Source organism: Aeromonas sp. R2-1 (assembly GCF_040908425.1).
GTDB classification, from domain to species: domain Bacteria; phylum Pseudomonadota; class Gammaproteobacteria; order Enterobacterales; family Aeromonadaceae; genus Aeromonas; species Aeromonas caviae.
In genome coordinates this window covers 61,651-82,101 of sequence record NZ_JBFODR010000033.1, presented here as the reverse complement: position 1 = coordinate 82,101, position 20,451 = coordinate 61,651, and the positions used below count along the sequence as shown (strand labels likewise).

The window sequence follows — 20,451 nt, the reverse complement described above, 5'->3', positions numbered from 1 at the left end:
CCAAGGATCTCAGGCCAGCCCGCACTCGATGGCGGCGCCTGAGCGCACCGACTTGTCATTCAGGGAGAGAGACATGCGTGTAGAACAACTGACCTGCCATATCGGCGCCGAACTGAGCGGCGTCCAGCTGGCGGATGCGGCCCACGACGCAGGGCTGTTTGCCGAGATCCGCGCCCAACTGCTCAGGCACAAGGTACTGTTCCTGCGCAATCAGGAGATGAGCCGCAGCGATCACGTGACCTTCGCCCGCCGCTTCGGCGAGCTGGAGGATCACCCGGTGGCGGGCAGCGATCCGGATCACCCCGGTCTGGTGCGCATCTACAAGTCGCCGGATGTGCCCAACGATCGCTACGAGAACGCCTGGCACACCGATGCCACCTGGCGCGAGCAACCGCCCATGGGCTGCGTGCTGCGCTGCGTGGAGTGCCCGCCGGTGGGGGGCGACACCCTCTGGGCCAACATGGCGGCGGTCTACGCCGCGCTGCCCGAGGAGATCAAACAGAAGATCGCCGGCCTGCGCGCCCGCCACAGCATAGAGGCGAGCTTCGGGGCGGCCATGCCGATGGAGAAGCGGCTCGCCCTGAAGGCCATGTTCCCGGACGCCGAGCACCCCGTGGTGCGCACCCACCCGGAGACCGACGAGAAGATCCTGTTCGTCAACGCCTTCGCGACCCACTTCACCAACTACCACACCCCGGCGAATGTCCGTGTCGGCCAGGACTACACCATGGGTGGCAGCGATCTGCTGCGCTACCTCATCAGCCAGGCCTATATCCCCGAGTTCCAGGTGCGCTGGCGCTGGCAACCGGGCAGCGTGGCCATCTGGGACAACCGCAGCACCCAGCACTACGCCGCCATGGATTACGCCCCCTGCCATCGCAAGATGGAGCGGGCCGGGATCATGGGCGACACGCCTTACTGAGTCGTAACATCCCAGTGATACCGCTAATTTTCAATAACTTGAGGCAATAGACATGAACTTCCTTGACGGTTCTCTCTTCCCTGAAAATCAGGACAAGTTGGTTATTACCGTAGCCCCGTATGGCCCTGAATGGTTCCCTTCTGACTATCCGGAAGACATCCCGGTGACCATGGAAGAGCAGATCCAGAAAGCGGTCGACTGCTACGAAGCGGGCGCCGCCGTACTGCACCTGCACGTGCGTGAACTGGACGGCAAGGGCTCCAAGCGCCTGTCGATGTTCAACGAGCTGATCGCTGGTGTGCGCAAGGCCGTGCCGGACATGATCATCCAGGTCGGCGGCTCTATCTCCTTCGCGCCGCCAGAAGATGGCGCGGCCGCCAAGTGGCTGCATGACGACACTCGGCACATGCTCGCCGAACTCGAGCCCAAACCCGACCAAGTCACTGTGACCGTCAACACCACGCAGATGAACGTGGTCGAGCAGATGGATAAGCGTGACTACGCCGGCACTTCTATGGGGACCGATACCTACGAAGCCTACCGCGAGATGATCGTGCCTTCCGGCCCTGGCTTCATCGAGGAGCACGTCAAGCGTCTGAGTGCCGCCGGCATCCAGAGTGCCTTCCAGTTTTACAACATCAACAGCTACGAGTCGGTGGAGCGGCTGATCCGCCGCGGTGTCTACAAGGGTCCGCTGGTATGCAACTGGGTGGCGATTGGCGGTGGCATGGACCAGCCGCATATCTACAGCATGGCCAACTTCCTGCGCGCCATTCCTGACGGCACCATGCTGACGGTGGAAAGTTCCATGCTCAACACCCTGCCAATCAACCTGATGGGCATGGCGATGGGCCTGCACGTGCGCTGCGGTATTGAGGATAACCTCTGGACCCAGGACCGTTCGCGTAAGATGACCTCCGTCGAGCAGATCGAACAGTTGGTGCGCCTTGCCAAAGAGATCGGCCGTCCAGTTGCCAACGGTAAGGAAGCCCGCGAGATCCTCAAAATCGGTGTTTTCTATGAGACGGTTGAAGAAACCCTTGCAGCCAACGGCTTCGCCCCGAATCCAAAGGGCGGTCAGCAGGGCTTCCTGAAGAAGTGATGTAATACCCACGCAGATCTGCGTGTCAGGGCGCAAGGCCCCCAAGCCAAGCGCCCTAAGAACCTGTTTGCCAAACGGCGGTTGTCCTTGCACTATGCAGCACGCAGGGCAACTGAGTGATGAGTCAATATTGTCTGGCCGGGGGCCTTTCCACCGGCTGGTTGACCGAATACCCAACCCAATTTGCAGTAGCGCGAGGGAATGTATGGCTACGTTTCATATCGATGACGACCCCGAGGCCGGCAAGGTTGCCGTGCCCCGTCGTTATGCCTGGATAGTGTTTGCGCTGACCTTCGGTCTGCTCATCTCCGATTACATGTCGCGCCAGGTGCTCAACGCCGTCTTCCCCATGCTCAAGGGGGAGTGGGCACTCTCCGACACCCAGCTCGGCCTGCTCAGCGGCATAGTCGCGCTCATGGTCGGCTTGCTCACCTTCCCGCTCTCCCTGCTGGCGGACCGGTTCGGCCGGGTCAAGAGCCTGGCCATGATGGCCGCGCTCTGGAGCCTGGCGACCCTGGGCTGCGCCCTGGCACAGAACTACGAGCAGATGTTCATCGCCCGCTTCCTGGTGGGAGTGGGGGAGGCCGCCTACGGCAGTGTCGGCATCGCCGTGGTGGTTTCGGTGTTCCCGCGGGAGATGCGGGCCACCCTCTCCGGCGCCTTCATCTCCGGCGGCATGTTCGGCTCTGTGCTTGGCATGGCCTGCGGGGGCGTGCTGGCGCATCTCCTCGGCTGGCGCTGGGCCTTCGCCGGCATGGCCCTGTTCGGTCTGGTGCTGGCGGCCATCTATCCCCTCATCGTCAAGGAGGCGCGGATCTCCCAGGCCAGCCGGGCTGCCCAGGGCAGCAAGGCGGGCCGCAACCCCCTGCGCAGCCTCTATTCCAGCCGCTCGGTGATCTCGGCCTACGTGGGCAGCGGCCTGCAGCTGTTCGTCGGCGGCACCGTCATCGTCTGGATGCCGAGCTATTTCAACCGCTACTACGGGCTGGACACGGACAAGGCGGGACTCATGGCCGCCATCATAGTGCTGTGCAGCGGTGCCGGCATGATCCTGTGCGGCATGCTGAGCGATCGGCTGTGCCGCAACCGGCCGGATCGCAAGATAAGCCTCGCCATCGCCTATTGCCTCGGCAGCTGTCTCCTGCTCTCCCTGGCGTTTGCCCTGCCGGCCGGCTTCCCCCAGCTGGTGCTGATCGGTCTGGGGATGTTCATCGCCACCGGCACCTCGGGCCCCGCCGGCGCCATGGTGGCCAATCTCACCCACGCCAGCGTGCACGGTACGGCGTTTGCGACCCTGACCCTTGCCAACAACCTGCTGGGGCTGGCCCCCGGTCCCTTTATCACCGGCAAGGTGTCCGATCACATCGGGCTGGACAACGCCTTCCAGCTGGTGCCCCTCATCAGCGTCGCGGCGGCTGCGGTCTTCTTCTACGGCAAGCGCCACTACCACAAGGACGTGGCCAGGATTGAAGGGGACGCCCGCCAGGTCGTCGCCGGCCCTCAGGGCAGCGAGGTGAGGGTATGAGGCTCAGCATCGAGGTCTATTTCGATTTCATCTGCCCCTGGTGCCTCATCGGCAAGCGTCAGCTGGATGAGGCGCTGGCCCAGCTGCGGGTGGAGCGGCCCGAGGTGCGGGTCGATGTGAGCTGGCGCGGGGTGCAACTGCTGCCCGCGCTGCCGATGCAGGGGGAGGATTTTCACGCCTTCTATCTGCGGCGCCTTGGCAGCGAACAGGGGGTGCGCCTGCGCCAGGCTCAGGTGCGGCAGGCGGCGGCCAGCGTCGGCGTTGAGCTGGACTTTGACAAGATCCCCCGTATGCCGAACACGGCCGATGCCCACCGCCTGTGGCAACGGGCCTGCCAGCTGGGATCGCCGGCGCAGTTGGAGAGTCTGCTGGAGTGGCTGTTTGCGTGCCACTTCCTGCACGGCGGGGATCTGGGGGATGGTGCTACCTTGCTGGGGCTGGCCGAGGCGGTGGGCTTCTCGCCTGCCGATCTGGTGGGCAGCCTGCAGGGAGACGGAACCCCCTTTTTCTGCGATCAGCCAGAGGCGGCTCGGCAGGGGGTGCCGAGCTTCGTGCTGGGGAAGGGGCGGATCCTCAGCGGTGCCCAGCCCGTGGCGCAGTTGCTTGCCGGCTTGCACCAGGCCGTCGCGGCGATGACCCGGGCGCAGGCGCGAGTCTTGGTGCCGGCCGAGCGGGTGCCCGCGCCGGGCCAGCGCGTCCTCATCGAGGACTCGGGCAAGAGCCTGGTGCTGTTCAACGTCGATGGCCGTTTCCATGCCATCGATGACGGCTGTCCCCACCAGGGGGCGTCCCTGTGCGGCGGCCGGCTGGAGGGGGAGGTGATCCAGTGCCTTGCCCACGGTCTGCGTTTCAACCTGACGACCGGGTTGCTGCTGAACTCGACCCAGCTCAGGGTGCGCCGCTACCCGGTCGAGCCGGCGGGGGAGGGGTTGTCCATCGTCATCGAGTCCCAGGAGGCCATCCCATGCTCACCCTGACCATGACGGATCGCTTCCAGCGGGTACGGACACTGGCCCCCGGCATGGCGGTCAGCATCACGGTGGCGGCCGCCGCCACCTTCCTGTCGGAGCACTACGGCGCCCCCGTGCTGCTGTTCGCCCTGCTGCTCGGCATGGGGTTGAACTTCCTCAGCGGCGAGGGAAGCTGCAAGGCGGGCATCGAGTTCACGGCGCGAAGCGTCTTGCGCATCGGGGTCGCCCTGCTCGGCATGCGCATCACCCTCGGCCAGATCGCCGAACTCGGCTGGATGCCGGTGCTGCTGGTGGTCACCCTGGCGGTGGTGACCATCAGCCTGTCGGTGGTGGTGGCCAAGGCGATGGGTTTCCAGCGCCTGTTTGGCATGCTGACCGGGGGCGCTACCGCCATCTGTGGTGCTTCCGCCGCCCTGGCCCTGGCTGCCTCCCTGCCGAACCATCCCCAGAAGGAGCGCGCCACCCTGTTCACGGTGATCGGGGTGTCGGTGCTCTCGACGCTCGCGATGATCCTCTACCCCATGATCGCCCGCTTCTTCGAGTTGACGCCGGTGGAGGCGGGGGTCTTTCTCGGTGCCACCATTCACGACGTCGCCCAGGTGGTGGGGGCCGGCTACAGCATGTCCACCGAGACCGGGGACGTGGCCACCGTCGTCAAGCTGATGCGGGTCGCCATGCTGCTGCCGGTGATCCTGGTCGCCGCCATGATCACCCGGATGCAGGGGGCGGATCCCGCGTCCGGCAAGCGGCCGCCCCTGTTGCCCCTGTTTGCGGTCGGCTTCCTGGTGCTGGCCTGCATCAACAGCACAGGCTGGGTGCCCGCCCTGGTTCAGGGGGGGGTCAACGAGCTGTCGCGCTGGTGCCTGGTGATCGCCATCGCCGCCATCGGCATGAAGACCCAGCTCAAGGAGCTGGCGGCGGTCGGCATCAAACCCATCCTGCTGATGGTGGGGGAGACCGCCTTCCTGGTCGCCTTGGTGCTGACCCTGATGCATTGGGGCATCAAGCCTTAGGCATATCAGGAATGTCATGAATGCCGCGAACGTCCGAATAGGCTTCGCTACCCGAACCTATCAACTCAATTGACTGCGTAGGTTCGATTAGCCGCGTAGCGGCGTAATCGGACGATCGCGATACGAGATCAATCAGAAAAACCGCAATAAACGAACGCGCCCCTGTGGCCAACGGACTAGCCAGAGAGCAGAGAGGTAGTTATGAACAAGGTTTACCCCAGCGCCCAGGCCGCTCTTAGCGATCTGGTGCAGGACGACATCACCATCGCCTCGGGGGGCTTCGGCCTGTGCGGCATCCCGGAGCAGCTTATCGAGGCGCTGCAGGAGAGCGGCAAACGCGGCTTCACCATCATCAGCAACAACTGCGGGGTGGACGAGTTCGGCTTGGGGCCCCTGCTCCATAGCCGCCAGATCAAGAAGATGATCTCCTCCTACGTGGGGGGCAACAAGGAGTTCGAGCGCCAGTATCTCGCAGGGGAGCTGGAGCTGGAGTTCACCCCCCAGGGGACGCTGGCCGAGAAGCTTCGCGCCGGCGGCGCCGGCATTCCGGCCTTCTTCACCCGCACCGGTTACGGGACCCTGATCGCCGAGGGCAAGGAGACCCGTCAGTTCGATGGGGATTGGTACGTGATGGAGCGATCCCTCACCGCGGATCTCGCCATCATCAAGGGCGCCAGGGCCGACAAGGCGGGCAACCTGATGTTCAACAAGACGGCCCGCAACTTCAACCCGCTCTGCGCCAAGGCGGGCCGGGTCTGCGTCGCCGAGGTGGAGGAGATAGTCGAGGTGGGGGAGCTGGCCCCGGACGAGATCCACCTGCCCGGCATCTATGTGCAGCGGCTGGTACACAACCCCAATCCCGAGAAACGCATCGAAGTGCGCACCGTCATGGAGAAGAAATAAGATGGTTTTGATCCGTGAAGAGAGGGCGCTGTGCATCACCCAGGAACTGCCGGTGGCTTCCTGTTTTCAACAGCCTGCAGTAAGGAGCTAAGTCATGGCCTGGACCCGTGAAGAGATGGCGCAGCGCGCCGCCAAGGAGCTGCAGGACGGCTTCTATGTGAACCTCGGCATCGGCCTGCCGACCCTGGTGGCCAACTACATCCCGGATGCCATGGAGGTGTGGCTGCAGAGCGAGAACGGCCTGCTCGGCATAGGCCCCTTCCCGAGTGAGGAGGCGCTGGATCCCGATCTCATCAACGCCGGCAAGCAGACCATCACCACCTTGCCCGGCAGCAGCTTCTTCGACAGCGCCGAGAGCTTCGGCATGATCCGCGGTGGCCACATCAACCTGGCGCTGCTCGGGGCCATGCAGGTCTCGGAACGCGGGGATCTCGCGAACTGGATGATCCCCGGCAAGCTGGTCAAGGGGATGGGGGGGGCCATGGATCTGGTGGCCGGGGTCAAGCGGGTGGTGGTGCTGATGGAGCACTGCGCCAAGAACGGTGAGCACAAGATACTGGAGTGGTGCAACCTGCCCCTGACCGGGGTCGGGGTGGTGGATCGCATCATCAGCGATCTCGCCGTGCTGGACGTGACCCCAAGCGGCCTCAAGCTGGTGGAGCTGGCCCCCGGCATCGAATTTGAGCAGTTGCAGGCCGCCACCGGCTGCCGCATCTACCGCTGAATCGCGTGTGGGCCGACTCGTCGGCCATTTTCACGGCGGAGTGAGGATGCTTGGGCCTGCTCCGCCGCTTTTATGCTCTCCGTGACGGCGCAGATGCTCTGCCTGCTGCCTCTCGCCCCGATAACAGACTGCCATCACCCACCCACTCACTGGACACGCCAGCCCCTTGGCGGACCCCTGTCCTTCACCATGGTCCCTGGCTGAGCCCCGAGAATCCCTGCGCGGATGCCGTCCGACACCCCTTTCGCGCCGCTTGTTCGGCGCCGCCACTCCCTGTCATCAAATGAAAAGTGGCTGACGTTCAATGGCAAGCAAGGGGGTTGGGCTGGCCGTAGAGTCGGTAGCAACAACACAGAGCGCACCCGGGGGAGGAACCCGCAAGGGGAGGAGGCAAACAGAGCGCCCCCTCATCCCCAAGGGAAGCGCCGACACTGGCACAACAGCCAGGCAAGAAGCCAAGCAACAAGCCAGACAATAAAGCCAGACAATAAAGCCAACGGAAACGGCGACTAGACACAGAACAACAAACAACAGATGACGACACTCGGAGAGACTGTAATGGATTACAAGCACACGAGTCATGGTTGCGGTGCCCTGCGCCTCAGCCTGCTGGCGACGGCCATTGCGGCCGTGCTCCTGCCCACCGCTCAGGCGGTCGAGATCGACACGGACAGTGAAGAGTGGTCCGTGCGTTTCGACAACACCGGCAAGTTCAACTACGGCATGCGCACCGAGAGCGCCGACGAGCGGATGCTCGCCACCCCGAACAGCAACGATGGGGACTACAACTTCAAGGATGCCGGCGACACCGTCACCACCCGCTTCGATCTGTTGACCGAGCTGGACGTGGTGAACAAGGGCAATACCGGTTTTCGCATCAGTGCGGCGAGCTGGTACGACTATGCCTATGACGACGTCGGCGCGAGCGACAACCCCTTTTTGAACAACAACGGTGATGCCTCCGGCATCCCGGGCTGGGGCGCCAACCCCGCAAGGTCGACCATGTTTGGCCAGCCGGGGCTGAGCGATTATGCCGATCGCTACTACAACGGCCCCTCCGGCGAGATCCTCGACGCCTTCGTGTTCCACAACATGGAGATAGGTGACGAGTCGCTGCTCGGCGTCAAGATAGGCCAGCACAACATCTTCTGGGGCGAGACCCTGCTCAACCCGGTGCACTCCATCAGCTACGGCCAGTCTGGCCTGGATCTCGCCAAGCTCGCGGCGTCCCCGGGCACCGAGGCAAAAGAGCTGTTCATGCCCCGCAAGCAGATCTCCGCCTCCTTCACCCTGAACCCGGAGTGGACCTTCGCCGCCCAGTACTTCTTCGACTGGGACGCGGCCCGTCTGCCGGAGGCCGGCACCTTCTACGGTGGCTCCGATCTGGTGGGCTACGGTGCCCGCGCCTTCCTGCTGGGTCACACCGGTGGCCCCGGCCTCGCCGGGCCGAACGGCACCCTGAGCAACATCCGCCGCGGCGCAGACATAGAGCCGGGCAAGCACGGTGACTGGGGCTTCATGACCAAGTGGTCCCCCGAGGCGCTGGATGCCACCCTGGGGGCCTACTACCGTCGCACCGCCGACATCCTGCCCCAGGCGGTACTGGACGCCCGTGGTCTGAGCGTCCGCGGGACGAATCCCCTGCCGGCCGGGGCTATTCCCAACCTGCGTAACTCGATTGCCAACACCAGCTATTCCCTGGCCTACGGCGAGGACATCGACATCCTGGGTCTGAGCCTGTCCAAGGACATCGCCGGGGTGAGCGTGGGCAGCGATCTGAACTATCGCCACAACATGCCCCTCTCCAGCATCCCGGCGCTGCTGAGTGCCTCGGGTCCACTCGGGCTGAAACAGGGGCTCGGCGCACTGCCTGCCCGTAATGACAGCACCGGGGTGATCACCGACGACAGCGACGGTTACAGCGCCACCGGCGAGACCCTGCACTGGACCCTCAACGGCCTGATGACCATGGCCGACACCCCGCTGTTCGACGGTGCCGCCCTGCTGGCCGAGCTCTACTACAGCAACCTGCTGAGCCTCAACGATCACAACAAGGCGCTCTACAAGGGCGAGGACAGCTACCAGGGGCTCGACAAGTCGACCACCGACAACTGGGGCCTGGCGGTCAACTTCACCCCGACCTGGTATCAGGTGTTCCCCGGCGTGGACATGAGCATGCCGCTGTCGATCAACCTCGGCCTGGCGGGGGTGTCTCCCGTGCAGGGCGGCGGTGCCAAGGACACCGGCAACTACGCCCTTGGCCTCGGCGCTACCATCTACAACCAGTATTTCGTCGATCTGAAGTACGTGGACTCCTTCGGCAAGTCTGCCGAGTGCAACGACGGCGCCACCGATGGCTCCACCCCCAACGCCCTGGATGCGACCCAGCGCAACACCTGTTATGCCGGCGGTTACTCCTCCTTCTCCGGTGGCGGCGCCACCACGGAAGACAGAGGGGCCGTCTACCTGACCCTCAAGACCACTTATTGAGTCAAGCGACCGAGTCGGAGAACAAGATGATGAAACATAAACAGACCATGCTGGCCCTGTCCCTCGCCCTGGCCTTCACCAGTCAGGCCCAGGCGGCCGTCTCCGCCAGCGAAGCGGGCAAGCTGGGCACCAGCCTGACCCAGGTCGGCGCCGATGCCGCGGCCAACGCCGACGGCTCCATCCCCGCCTATACCGGCGGCCTGACCACGGCGCCCGCCGGCTTCAAGGCCGGTGACAGCATGCGCCCGGATCCTTATGCGGGCGACAAGCCGCAGCTGGTGATCGACGGCAAGAACGTGGCCAAGTACAAGGGTGAGCTGACCGCCACCACCGCCGAGTTGCTGAGCCGCTTCCCGGACTTCAGAGTCGATGTCTACCCGACTCACCGCAGCGTGGCGCTGCCCCAGGCGGTGCTGGACAACACCAAGCAGAACGCCCTGAACGCCAAGACCCTGGAAGGGGGGATGGCGGTGGATCAGGTGCTGCCGGGCATTCCCTTCCCGATCCCGCAGACCGGCGCCGAGGCGATGTGGAACTTCCTGCTGCGCTACCAGGGGGTGAACATCGCCACCAAATACGACTCCTGGAACGTCGATTCCGCCGGGGTAGCGGCGCTCTCCACCACGGGGCAGGCGTTCATCAACTACGCCATCTACGAGGACATGAAGAAGCCCATCGCGGCCAAGGACACCTACTACCAGATGAAGCTCTACTACACCGGGCCCGCCCGCCGTGCCGGTGAAGCCATCATGCTGCGCGATGCCGCCAACCCCCTTGAGCAGCCGCGCAAGGCCTGGCAGTACCTGCCGGGGCAGCGCCGGGTCAAGCTGGCACCGAACCTGGCCTACGATACCCCGAACCCGGGCACCTCGGGCGCCGGCACCTATGACGACGTCTTCGTCTTCAACGGCGCGCTGGACCGCTTCGATTGGAAGCTGGTGGGCAAGCAGGAGATGATAGTTCCCTACAACACCTACAAGCTGACCTATGAGCCCAATGCCCGGGCGCTGACCACCCCGAACTTCCTGTCACCGGATCACGTGCGCTGGGAGAAGCACCGGGTCTGGGTGGTGGAGGGCAACCTCAAGGCCGGCGAGCGCCACATCTATGCCAAGCGTCGCTTCTATCTGGACGAAGACAGCTGGGTGGCCCTGGCCTCGGATCAGTACGACGCCCGTGGTCAGCTCTATCGCGGCTCCTTCGCCTTCCTGAGCCAGAGCTACGACAAGCAGACCCCGGATGCCACCCCCTTCATGATCTATGACCTGGTGGCGGGGACCTACAACATCAACGGCGTGGTGGGGCCCCATGGCGGCATCAAGTACGGCGATTCGCTGTCCAAGGCGAAGTGGTCGCCGGAGTCCCTGGCGGGCGCCGGGATCCGCTAAGCATTGATGATCTCCACTGACCCCCCTCCCGGCCTCCCCCTTCGAAAGGGGGAGGAGTGAAGTGCTCCCTCCCCTTGCCAAGGGGAGGGCCGGGGTGGGGTTGTTGCGACCATCCGATGGGTTTTGAAGACAAGGAAGTGGTATGGGTTCATTCAACAAGTTGGCGCCCTGGCTGTGCGGCGCCCTGCTGATGGCAGGGCCCGCGCAGAGCGCGGAGACGATCACGGCGGCGTCGGCCTATGTGGACGTGCTGGACTTGCCCGCCAAGCCGAGCGCCCTGGCCAAGCAGAGCCCCTTGCTGGATCTGGCCAGAGCCGGCAGCCGGCTGGTGGCGGTGGGGCAGCGGGGTCACATCCTCTACTCCGACGATGAAGGCAAGGGTTGGCAGCAGGCCAGGGTGCCGGTGAGCTCGGATCTCAATGCCGTCGTCTTCCCCAGTCCCGAGCAGGGCTGGGCCGTGGGGGGGGACGGGGTCATCCTGCACAGCCAGGACGGTGGCGCCAGCTGGCAGAAACAGCTGGATGGCCGCCAGATAGGCGACCTGGTGCTGCAATACTACTCGGCCAAGGCCCAGTCCGAGCCGGACAACGAGCAGTGGGCCGCGTTGGTGGAAGAGGGCCAGCGCCTGGTGGAGGAGGGGGCCGACAAGCCCCTGCTCGACGTCTGGTTCGAGGACGACAGGGTTGGCTACGTGGTCGGGGTGTTCAACCTCATTCTGCGCACCCAGGATGGCGGCCAGCACTGGACGCCGATGCAGGATCGCACCGACAACCCGGATGGGCTGCATCTCAATGCCATCGCCCTGGCCGGGGAGAGCCTCTATCTCGCCGGCGAGCAGGGCTTGCTGCGCAAGTGGGATCCGGGGACGCAGCGCTTCGTCTCACTGCCAAGCCCCTATGACGGCAGCTTCTTCGGCCTCATCGGTCGGCCCGGCGAGCTGCTGGTCTATGGGCTGCGGGGCCATGCCTATCGCAGCACGGATGGCGGCCAGCACTGGGCGAGACTGGCCAGTCCGCTGCCCATCAGCCTCAGCACTGCTATGCAGGGGGCAGATGGCCAGTTCCGCCTCTTTACCCAGGCCGGCCATATGCTGCGGCAACGGGGCAACGAGCCGCTGACTCTGGAACCCCTGGCCGAGCCATCCCCGGTGGCGGGCGCCCTGCTGACGCCCCAGGGCACCCTGGCACTGGTGGGCAGCCGCGGTGTGCGCACCCTGGCGGTGAATTAAGGCGGTCACAAGTATTGCCAAATCAGGCCGTCACCGGATGACGGCCCAATAACGATAACGAGGATCCAGACATGGGCCATGTGAAGCAAGATGCGATGCCGGTGATCCGCGAGCTGGCGCAGTTCGACAGGCGCTCCGGCAACCTGCTGGAGCGGCTGGTGTTCAACCACAGAGCGGTGTTCATGCTAGTGATGACGCTGGCGACCCTGGTGTTTGGCTACATGGCGACGACTCGCCTGGCGTTGGCGCCCAGCTTCGAGAAGATGATCCCCCAGAGCCAGCCCTACATCAAAAACTTCCTGGAGAACCGCCAGTCCCTGCGTGGCCTCGGCAACTCGGTGCGGGTGGTGGTGGAGAACACCCAAGGCGACATCTTCGATCCCGGCTATCTGAGCGTGCTCAAGCGGGTCAATGACGAGCTGTTCCTCACCGTGGGGGTGGACCGCGCCTGGATGAAGTCCCTCTGGAGTCCGGCGGTGCGCTGGACCGAGGTGACCGAGGAGGGCTTCCAGGGCGGCCCCGTGATGCCGGACGCCTATCAGGGCAAGCCCGCCGACATCGAGCAGCTGCGCCAGAACATCAACCGGGCCGGCATCGTCGGCAGCCTGGTGGCGAGCGATTTTAAATCCACCATGCTGATCGTGCCCCTGCTGGACAAGGCATCGGCCACCGGCAAGCCCCTCAACTACCACGAGTTCTCCCAGCGCATCGAGACGTTGCGCAGCCAGATCGAGTTCGACGGCAAGCCCCACAAGGCGGGAGAGGAGGGGACGGGTCGGTACAAGATCCGGGTCATCGGTTTTGCCAAGCTGGTCGGCGATCTCATCGATGGCCTCATTCAGGTGATCATGTTCTTCGCCCTGGCGGTGGCGACCTCGCTTCTCATCATCTTCCTCTACACCCGCTGCGTGCGCAGCACCCTGCTGGTGGTGGGTTGCTCGCTGATCGCCGTGGTGTGGCAGCTCGGCCTCGTCGCCTGGCTCGGCTACGCCATCGATCCCTATTCGGTGCTGGTGCCCTTCCTCATCTTCGCCATCGGGGTCTCCCACGCGGCCCAGAAGATGAACGGCATCATGCAGGACATCGCCCGCGGCACCCATCGCCTGATCGCCGCGCGCTACACCTTCCGCCGGCTGTTCCTGGCCGGAGTCACGGCGCTGCTCGCCGATGCGGTGGGCTTCGCGGTGCTGATGCTGATCGACATCCCGGTCATTCAGGATCTCGCCATCACCGCCAGCATAGGGGTGGCGGTGCTCATCTTCACCTCCCTGCTGTTGATGCCGGTGGCGCTCTCCTATGTGGGAGTGGGCCACAAGGCGGCCGAGCGGGCGCTGGCCATTGAAAATAACGCCGCCTCCAACCAGGGCTTCGGCAGGCTCTGGACGCTGCTGGACCGCTGCACCGAGCGCAAGTGGGCCACCTTTGTGGTGCTGCTGGGCCTGGCCATGGGGATCGGCGGCTACCTGGTCAGCCTGCACCTCAAGATTGGCGATCTGGACAGCGGCGCACCCGAGCTGCGCGCCGATTCCCGCTACAACAAGGACAACGGCTACATCACCAGCCACTATGCGCTCTCGAGCGATCTGTTCGCGGTGATGATCAAGACGGCGCCGGAGGGGTGTCTCAATTACCAGACCCTGATCCTGGCGGATCGCCTGGGCTGGGAGCTGCAGCAGCATCCCGGGGTGCAGGCCACCAGCTCCCTGGTCAATGCGGTGCGCCAGATCACCGCCGGCACCTATGAGGGCAACCCCAGGCTCGCCAGCATCCAGCGCAACCAGAACGTGCTGAACTACGCGGCCCAGCAGGCCTCGGTCAACAGCCCCGAGCTGTTCAACACCGACTGCTCCCTGATGCCGGTGATCGCCTACCTGAGGGATCACAAGGCCGAGACCCTGAGCGGCGTGGTGGTCATCGCCGAGCGGTTTGCCCGGGAGAACTCGTCGCCGGATCGCCAGTTCCTGCTGGCCGCGGGCTCGGCGGGCATCGAGGCGGCCACCAACCTGGTGGTGCACGAGGCGAACCGCACCATGCTGCTCTACGTCTACCTGGCGGTGACCGTCTTCTGCCTCATCACCTTCCGCAGCTGGCGGGCGACCGTGGTGGCCCTGGTGCCCCTGATGCTCACCTCTGTGCTGTGCGAGGCGCTGATGGTCTTCATGGGGATAGGCGTCAAGGTGGCGACCCTGCCGGTGATTGCGCTCGGGGTCGGCATCGGGGTGGACTACGCGCTCTACCTGCTGAGCGTGCAGTTGCACCATCAACGCCAGGGCATGTCGCTGGTGGAGTCCTATCGCCAGGCCGTGGCCTTCACCGGCCGGGTGGTGGGGCTGGTGGGCATCACCCTGGCCGCCGGCGTGGTGGGCTGGGTCTGGTCCCCCATCAAGTTCCAGGCCGACATGGGCATACTGCTCACCTTCATGTTCCTGTGGAACATGCTGGGGGCCCTGATAGGGGTGCCGGCACTCTCCTACTTCCTGCTGCGCGGCACCCAGCCCGCTCTGGCCGAAGCCGTTGAGAAGGCTGCTGCGCCCCGTGCGAGCGTCGACGCCTCCGCGCCCTAGGGGAGGATGAAGGCGGAACAGCTGCCGGCTGATGTCCGCTAGGGGCGGCAAGCCGAGATGTGAAGAGGGAGGCGACAAGCCTCCCTCTTCTTTTTTGGCGTGATCTGTTGAGGGGCCGGGTTGGATGGCAAAGTGATGCGGGAGTGTCGCGCTGCTGGCTTTCATGGCATCCCACTCGTTTCGCTGTCGATGGCGAGTGCCCCACATGATGGAGAGCGGAATGCAAAGAGGGAGGCCGCAGCCTCCCTCTTTAACTCAACGTCTGGCGAAGGAATGGGGTCTAGCCGTAGGCAAGGCTGGTGTGCGCGCTCTGGGTCACCTTGGGCACGCCCTTGTGGCGGAAGCGCCAGGTGGCGGGCGGCATGCCGAACTGGGCGTTGAACCAGCGGGTGAATGAGCTCGGCATGGAGTAACCCAGCATGTCGGCGATGTGGCCCAGCGAATAGCCGGAGTTTTGCAGATAACGCATCACCAGATCCCGGCGCACGTCGTTGACCAGCTCGCTGAAGGTGGCACCGCTCTCCTCCAGATGGCGCTGCAGGGTGCGCACGTTCATGCCCAGGGTGCGGGCTATTTGCTCTATGGTGGCGCGCCCCATGGGCAGCAGCAGGTAGATGGCCTTGCGCACGTCAGTCATCAGGGATTGCTGGGTCTCCACCAGCAGGGTGTCGAGGTACTGGCGCGCATGGCGGGCCATGGCCTGGTTGGCCAGGGGGTTGGGGATGTCCAGATCCGCTGACTGACAGACGATGCCGTTGAACTCGCTGCCAAATTCCAGCTTGCAGCCGAACAGCCGCTTGTGGATGGAGAGATCCGCCGGCGCGTCATGGGTGAAGTTGACGCTGATGGGATGCCAGTTCGCCCCGACCCCGACCTGGGCCGCGCAGAAGCGATACATGACGCCGACCGCAAGCTCGGTGGCCTGGCGCGAGGGCATGGGGGCGTCGGTGATGATCTCCTCGCGAATGATCACCGCCTTGCCCGCCTCCTCGATGAAGATGGCCAGGGCGTTATTGAACAGATGGATGTATTGCACCATCACCTGCAAGCCCTCGCGCAGGTTGGGCTGATAGCTCAGCAGCAGGCTCACCTCGCCAAAGTCCGACAGCTGGCGATGCTCTGCCATGCGCAGCCCCAGGCTCTGGCAGTCGCCGGTGCGGGCGGTGAGCTCCAGCAAGTTGATGATGGTGGAAACCGGGATGCGCTGATTGGGCACATCCAGAATAGAGGCACTGAGGCCGGCTTGCGACAACAGGTGGGGGGTATTGAGGCCCAGTTGGCGGGCGACGTCGAGGTAGTTGGTGAGGGTAGCGGCTCTGGCAAGAAGGGTCATGATGCAGTTCCCATGGCGACAGCTCATCTGCTGGTTGTTAACTATTTATTATCATTTTGGCTACATCATGGGAAGGCTTATTAACCTATCTGTTAGTCGCAGATCTCAGGGGGTGAGCTCGCTCACAGTCCGCTTCCGATGGCATCCAGGCCCAGCGATCGCCGCCTTGTCCGGCCGAGTCTCTGTCGCAAAAAGACAACTTCATGGCATCCAAGGTAAAGCAGCCGGGGGCCCGGCACCTTACTGTGGTCCCGATGTCATCCGGCCGTCGCCGGAGCGCCTGAACAGGGGAAGATACATGAAGGAATGTCAGCCCGAGGCCACCGTATTGATCGTGCCCGGCCTGCGTGAACACGTGGCGGATCACTGGCAGACCCTGCTCGCCGAGAGGCTTGACAAGGTGGTGACGGTGCCACCGCTCGCCTCGGACAAGCTCAACTGCCAGGCCAGGGTCGAGGCCATCGAGGCGGCGCTCGCCGCCATCGAGGGCCCGGTGATCCTGGTGGCCCACAGCGCCGGGGTGCTGATGGTGGCCCACTGGGCTGCCCAGTACGGCGCTGTCAGTCAGCACAGGATAAAGGGCGCCCTGCTGGTGACGCCACCGGATCTGGATGCCGACTGGCCCTCCCACTATCCCAGCAAGGAGGCCATGGCGGCCGGCGGTTGGCACCCCTTGCCCCGTATGACGCTGCCGTTCCCGAGTCTGGTAGTGCTGAGTCACAACGATCCCCTGGCGAGCCCTGCGGCGGTGCGTGCCCTGGCCGGGGAGTGGGGGAGCGAGCTGGTGGATGCCGGGGCGGTGGGACACCTCAATCCGGCGAGCGGATTTGGCCCCTGGCCAGAGGCCGAGGCCTTGCTCGGGCGTCTCGACGCCCGCTAACTCAGATGGTGAGGGGAGACGGCTCCCCTGCGCCCAAACACGAATCGGAAGGAGTCCGTATGGTGAAGACAAGGATCATACCGCCAGCCCAGGGAGCCCATGCTTATCCCTTGCTGATCAAGAGCCTGCTGTTGTCCGGGGGGCGCCATCACCCGGGCCGGGAGATCGTCTACGCAGACAGGCTGCGCTACGACTACCGCACCCTCAATCAGCGCATCCACCGCCTCGCCAACCTGTTGACCGCCTCGGGCATTGGACCGGGGGACACGGTGGCCCTGCTGGACTGGGACAGCCACCGCTCCCTCGAGTGCTTCTTCGCGGTACCCATGATAGGCGCCGTGCTGCACACGGTGAATGTGCGCCTGTCGCCGGAGCAGATCGCCTTCACCATGCACCACGCCGAGGATCACCTGGTGCTGGTTCATGACGACTTCCTGCCCATGATGGACTCCATTCAGGAGAAGCTGCCCACGGTGCGCGGTTACATCCGGCTGACCGATGGGGAGTCGCCCTCTACCGGTTTGCCCCTGCTCGGGGAGTACGAGACGCTGCTGGCCGGGGCGGACGACCAGTTCGACTTCCCCGACTTCGACGAATATTCGGTGGCGACCCTGTTCTACACCACGGGCACCACCGGGGATCCCAAAGGGGTCTACTTCAGTCACCGCCAGCTGGTGCTGCACACCCTCAACGAGCTGGGCACCCTGGCGGCCCATGCGGGCCAGTCGCTGCTCTGCTCCGACGACGTCTACATGCCCATCACACCCATGTTCCACGTCCATGCCTGGGGCGTCCCCTATGTGGCGACCATGCTGGGGGTGAAGCAGGTCTACCCGGGGCGCTACGAGCCGAACAAGCTGGTCAAGCTCTATCGCGACGAGGGGGTGAGCTTCTCCCACTGCGTGCCGACCATATTGCAGATGATCCTGGACTGCGAGGAGGCCAGGCAGACCTCGTTCGAGGGCTGGAAGATGCTGCTGGGAGGCAGTGCGCTGCCGCTCGGGCTGGCGACCCAGGCGAGCCAGAAGGGGATACGGGTGCACGCCGGCTACGGCATGTCGGAGACCTGCCCGCTGTTGTGCGTGGTGCACCTCGCTCCCGAGGAGCTGGCGCTGCCCATGGCGGAGCAACTGCCGCTGCGGATCAAGACCGGAAAGCCCATCGGCCTGGTGGACTTGCGCATCGTCGATACCGAGGGCAAGGATCTGCCCCACGACGGTGAGGCCATGGGGGAGATAGTGGTGCGCGCCCCCTGGCTGGCCCAGGGCTACCTGAAGGAGCCCGCCAAGGGGGCTGAGCTGTGGGATGGCGGCTGGCTGCACACCGGGGACGTGGCCTCCATCACCCCGGACGGCACGGTGGAGATCAAGGACCGCATCAAGGACGTGATCAAGACAGGTGGCGAGTGGATAAGCTCGCTGGCGCTGGAGAGCCTCATCAGCGCCCATTGCGGGGTGCATTCGGTGGCCGTAGTGGGGGTGCCGGACGAGCAGTGGGGGGAGCGCCCGTTGGCCCTGGTGGTCGGCAAGGAGGGGACGAACCTGGATCCCCAGGCCATCAAGGCGCACCTGCAGGGGTTCGTCGACAGTGGTCGCATCAATCGCTGGGCCATTCCGCGCCAGATCCGCATAGTGCAGGAGATCCCCAAGACCAGTGTCGGCAAGGTGAACAAGAAGCTGATCCGGGAGCGCGAGTGCCATCCGGCGGTGGAGAACTGAGGGCGCCGTCATAGATCCAGAGGACGGCCTCTCAGTCATCCCCACTGTCTGAGGGGCCTTGTTGGCCGGGCTGCCATGGCTTGACTACGATAACTGAGTTATCACACAAGAGGCGTGCGCCATGAACAGAACCCAGATTCATCTCGTTGATGAAGAGGTGGATTTTCCGTCCAGTGAACAGTTGGTTTCCACCACGGATCTTCAGGGGGTCATTACTTATGCCAATGACCACTTCTGCCGGGTGGCGGGATACAGCAGGGCAGAGATGATAGGCCAGCACCACAACATGGTTCGCCACCCGGACATGCCCAAGGCCGCCTTTGCTGACCTCTGGGGCAAGCTCAAGCAGGGCAAACCCTGGCGCGGCATGGTGAAAAACCGCTGCAAGGATGGGCGTTACTATTGGGTGGATGCCTATGTCACCCCCATCTTCGAGCAGGGGCGGATCAATGGCTACCAGTCGGTCCGCAGTCGCGCCGCGCCGGAGATGAAAGCCGTGGCCGGGCGCACCTATGCCAGATTGAAGAGCGTGGAGCGGGGGGAGCGAAAGGGCGGATTGAGCCTGCGCCCGATGCGCCACGGGCTGGCCATCGTCGGTGTCTTGCTGATGCTGGCGGGGGGAGCCTATCTGATGGGGCCCTGGGGGCCGCTGTTCACCCTGTTGCCCCTCTTGTGGCTGGCCCTGATCTATCGTGACACCCTCATCACTACCCCCCGTTATCTGCGACAGCTCGCGGACGAATATGACAGCCTGACCCGGCTCATCTATTCGGGGGAGGATGCCAGTGCCATTGCAGACTTCCACATCAAGCTGTTGCAGGCCAGGATCCGCACCGTCCTTGGACGAGTGGACGATGCGACCCTCTCCCTGCAGGATCTCGCGGTGCATCTGAAAACAGCCTCCAGCGAGGCGAGCGCCGACATCGCCGAACAGGATGTCCAGACCCAGCAGGTGGCGACGGCCATCACCGAGATGGCGGCGACAGCCCACGAGATTGCCCGCAATATCCTGGAGACGGACAACCAGATAGCTCAGGCCAAGGCGCACTGCCAACACACCGACCAGCAGTTGGAAGATACCCAGCACAGGGTGACGGAGCTGGCCACCCAGGCAGAGCATGCCTTCACGGCCGCCGTGGCACTGGCGGAGGAGTCGGATCGCATCGGTGTGCTGATGAGCGAGATCCAGGGCATTGCGGATCAGACCAATCTGCTGGCGCTTAACGCCGCCATCGAGGCGGCGCGGGCAGGGGAGCAGGGGCGAGGATTTGCGGTGGTGGCGGACGAGGTACGAACCCTCTCCACGCGCACCCACAAGGCGACCGAGCAGATCCAGAGCAGCATAGGCCAGATCCAGCGTACCTTGAACGGCTGGAAGGGAATGATGCAGCAGAACCTGCAACAGACCCAATCCTGCGTGACCCTGACCCGCCAGGGATCAGAGAGCCTGCATCAGGTGCTGGCGGAAATAGAACGGGTGGTGGACCTCTCGGCCCAGATCTCGACGGCGGCAGAGGAGCAGCAGGCGGTAGTGGAGGACATCAGCCGCAACGTCAACGCCATCTCCCAGCACTCCCACACCAACAGCAACAAGATGCAGGACATGGATGCCTCGAGCGACATCCTGCTCACCAAGGCTCGCCAGCTCAAATCCCTGGGGCAGACCTTCGGGTAAGAGCGGTCAGACTCA

Annotated in this window: 15 protein-coding genes; 14 read left to right on the top strand and 1 reads right to left on the bottom strand. The window is 64.4% G+C overall.

The window, feature by feature from the left end; all coding sequences use genetic code 11:
- Positions 1 to 73: 73 nt before the first annotated feature.
- From AB5Y80_RS12145 to AB5Y80_RS12095, 11 genes are all read left to right on the top strand, one after another.
- Positions 74 to 922: a TauD/TfdA family dioxygenase gene (locus tag AB5Y80_RS12145; RefSeq protein ID WP_266141957.1), complete on the top strand. Its 849-nt coding sequence runs from the start codon at positions 74 to 76 to the stop codon at positions 920 to 922.
- A gap of 52 nt (positions 923 to 974) precedes the next feature.
- Entirely contained in the window at positions 975 to 2,024 is a 1,050-nt protein-coding gene (locus AB5Y80_RS12140) for a 3-keto-5-aminohexanoate cleavage protein (RefSeq protein WP_039038787.1), read from the top strand.
- 205 nt (positions 2,025 to 2,229) lie between these two features.
- A complete protein-coding gene (locus tag AB5Y80_RS12135; RefSeq protein ID WP_182936143.1) occupies positions 2,230 to 3,549 on the top strand; it encodes an MFS transporter in 1,320 nt (439 codons plus the stop codon).
- Positions 3,546 to 4,526, top strand: coding sequence for a DsbA family protein (locus tag AB5Y80_RS12130; RefSeq protein WP_323881288.1), 981 nt, complete (start codon positions 3,546 to 3,548; stop codon positions 4,524 to 4,526). The genes AB5Y80_RS12135 and AB5Y80_RS12130 overlap by 4 nt, the downstream gene beginning before the upstream one ends.
- Positions 4,514 to 5,533 (top strand): YeiH family protein, encoded by a 1,020-nt coding sequence (locus tag AB5Y80_RS12125; protein WP_368172981.1) that lies wholly within the window; start codon positions 4,514 to 4,516, stop codon positions 5,531 to 5,533. The genes AB5Y80_RS12130 and AB5Y80_RS12125 overlap by 13 nt, the downstream gene beginning before the upstream one ends.
- Before the next feature lie 201 nt (positions 5,534 to 5,734).
- On the top strand, positions 5,735 to 6,436 hold the full coding sequence (locus AB5Y80_RS12120) for a CoA transferase subunit A (protein ID WP_039038784.1): 702 nt from the start codon (positions 5,735 to 5,737) through the stop codon (positions 6,434 to 6,436).
- 94 nt (positions 6,437 to 6,530) lie between these two features.
- Positions 6,531 to 7,160: a CoA transferase subunit B gene (locus AB5Y80_RS12115; RefSeq protein ID WP_323883288.1), complete on the top strand. Its 630-nt coding sequence runs from the start codon at positions 6,531 to 6,533 to the stop codon at positions 7,158 to 7,160.
- Positions 7,161 to 7,718: 558 nt separating this feature from the next.
- Complete coding sequence (locus tag AB5Y80_RS12110) at positions 7,719 to 9,650, top strand: DUF1302 domain-containing protein (protein ID WP_323883286.1); 1,932 nt, start codon at positions 7,719 to 7,721, stop codon at positions 9,648 to 9,650.
- A gap of 26 nt (positions 9,651 to 9,676) precedes the next feature.
- On the top strand, positions 9,677 to 11,038 hold the full coding sequence (locus tag AB5Y80_RS12105; protein WP_323883283.1) for a DUF1329 domain-containing protein: 1,362 nt from the start codon (positions 9,677 to 9,679) through the stop codon (positions 11,036 to 11,038).
- A 142-nt stretch (positions 11,039 to 11,180) separates the two neighbouring features.
- A complete protein-coding gene (locus AB5Y80_RS12100) occupies positions 11,181 to 12,266 on the top strand; it encodes a WD40/YVTN/BNR-like repeat-containing protein (RefSeq protein WP_368172980.1) in 1,086 nt (361 codons plus the stop codon).
- Between the two features lie 71 nt (positions 12,267 to 12,337).
- On the top strand, positions 12,338 to 14,830 hold the full coding sequence (locus AB5Y80_RS12095; RefSeq protein ID WP_368172979.1) for an RND family transporter: 2,493 nt from the start codon (positions 12,338 to 12,340) through the stop codon (positions 14,828 to 14,830).
- A 280-nt stretch (positions 14,831 to 15,110) separates the two neighbouring features.
- On the opposite strand, the gene AB5Y80_RS12090 is transcribed toward AB5Y80_RS12095, so the two are convergent.
- Complete coding sequence (locus tag AB5Y80_RS12090) at positions 15,111 to 16,163, bottom strand: AraC family transcriptional regulator (RefSeq protein ID WP_323919573.1); 1,053 nt, start codon at positions 16,161 to 16,163, stop codon at positions 15,111 to 15,113.
- 298 nt (positions 16,164 to 16,461) lie between these two features.
- On the opposite strand from AB5Y80_RS12090, the gene AB5Y80_RS12085 reads away from it, so the two are divergent.
- The 3 genes from AB5Y80_RS12085 to AB5Y80_RS12075 all read left to right on the top strand — a co-directional run bounded on the left by AB5Y80_RS12085 (position 16,462) and on the right by AB5Y80_RS12075 (position 20,436).
- Positions 16,462 to 17,043 (top strand): alpha/beta hydrolase, encoded by a 582-nt coding sequence (locus AB5Y80_RS12085; protein WP_266141962.1) that lies wholly within the window; start codon positions 16,462 to 16,464, stop codon positions 17,041 to 17,043.
- A gap of 59 nt (positions 17,044 to 17,102) precedes the next feature.
- A complete protein-coding gene (locus AB5Y80_RS12080; protein ID WP_182936146.1) occupies positions 17,103 to 18,761 on the top strand; it encodes a fatty acid--CoA ligase in 1,659 nt (552 codons plus the stop codon).
- Between the two features lie 121 nt (positions 18,762 to 18,882).
- The gene (locus tag AB5Y80_RS12075) at positions 18,883 to 20,436 is read left to right on the top strand and encodes a PAS domain-containing methyl-accepting chemotaxis protein (RefSeq protein WP_039038779.1); all 1,554 of its coding nucleotides are present in this window, start codon (positions 18,883 to 18,885) and stop codon (positions 20,434 to 20,436) included.
- Positions 20,437 to 20,451 lie beyond the last annotated feature (15 nt).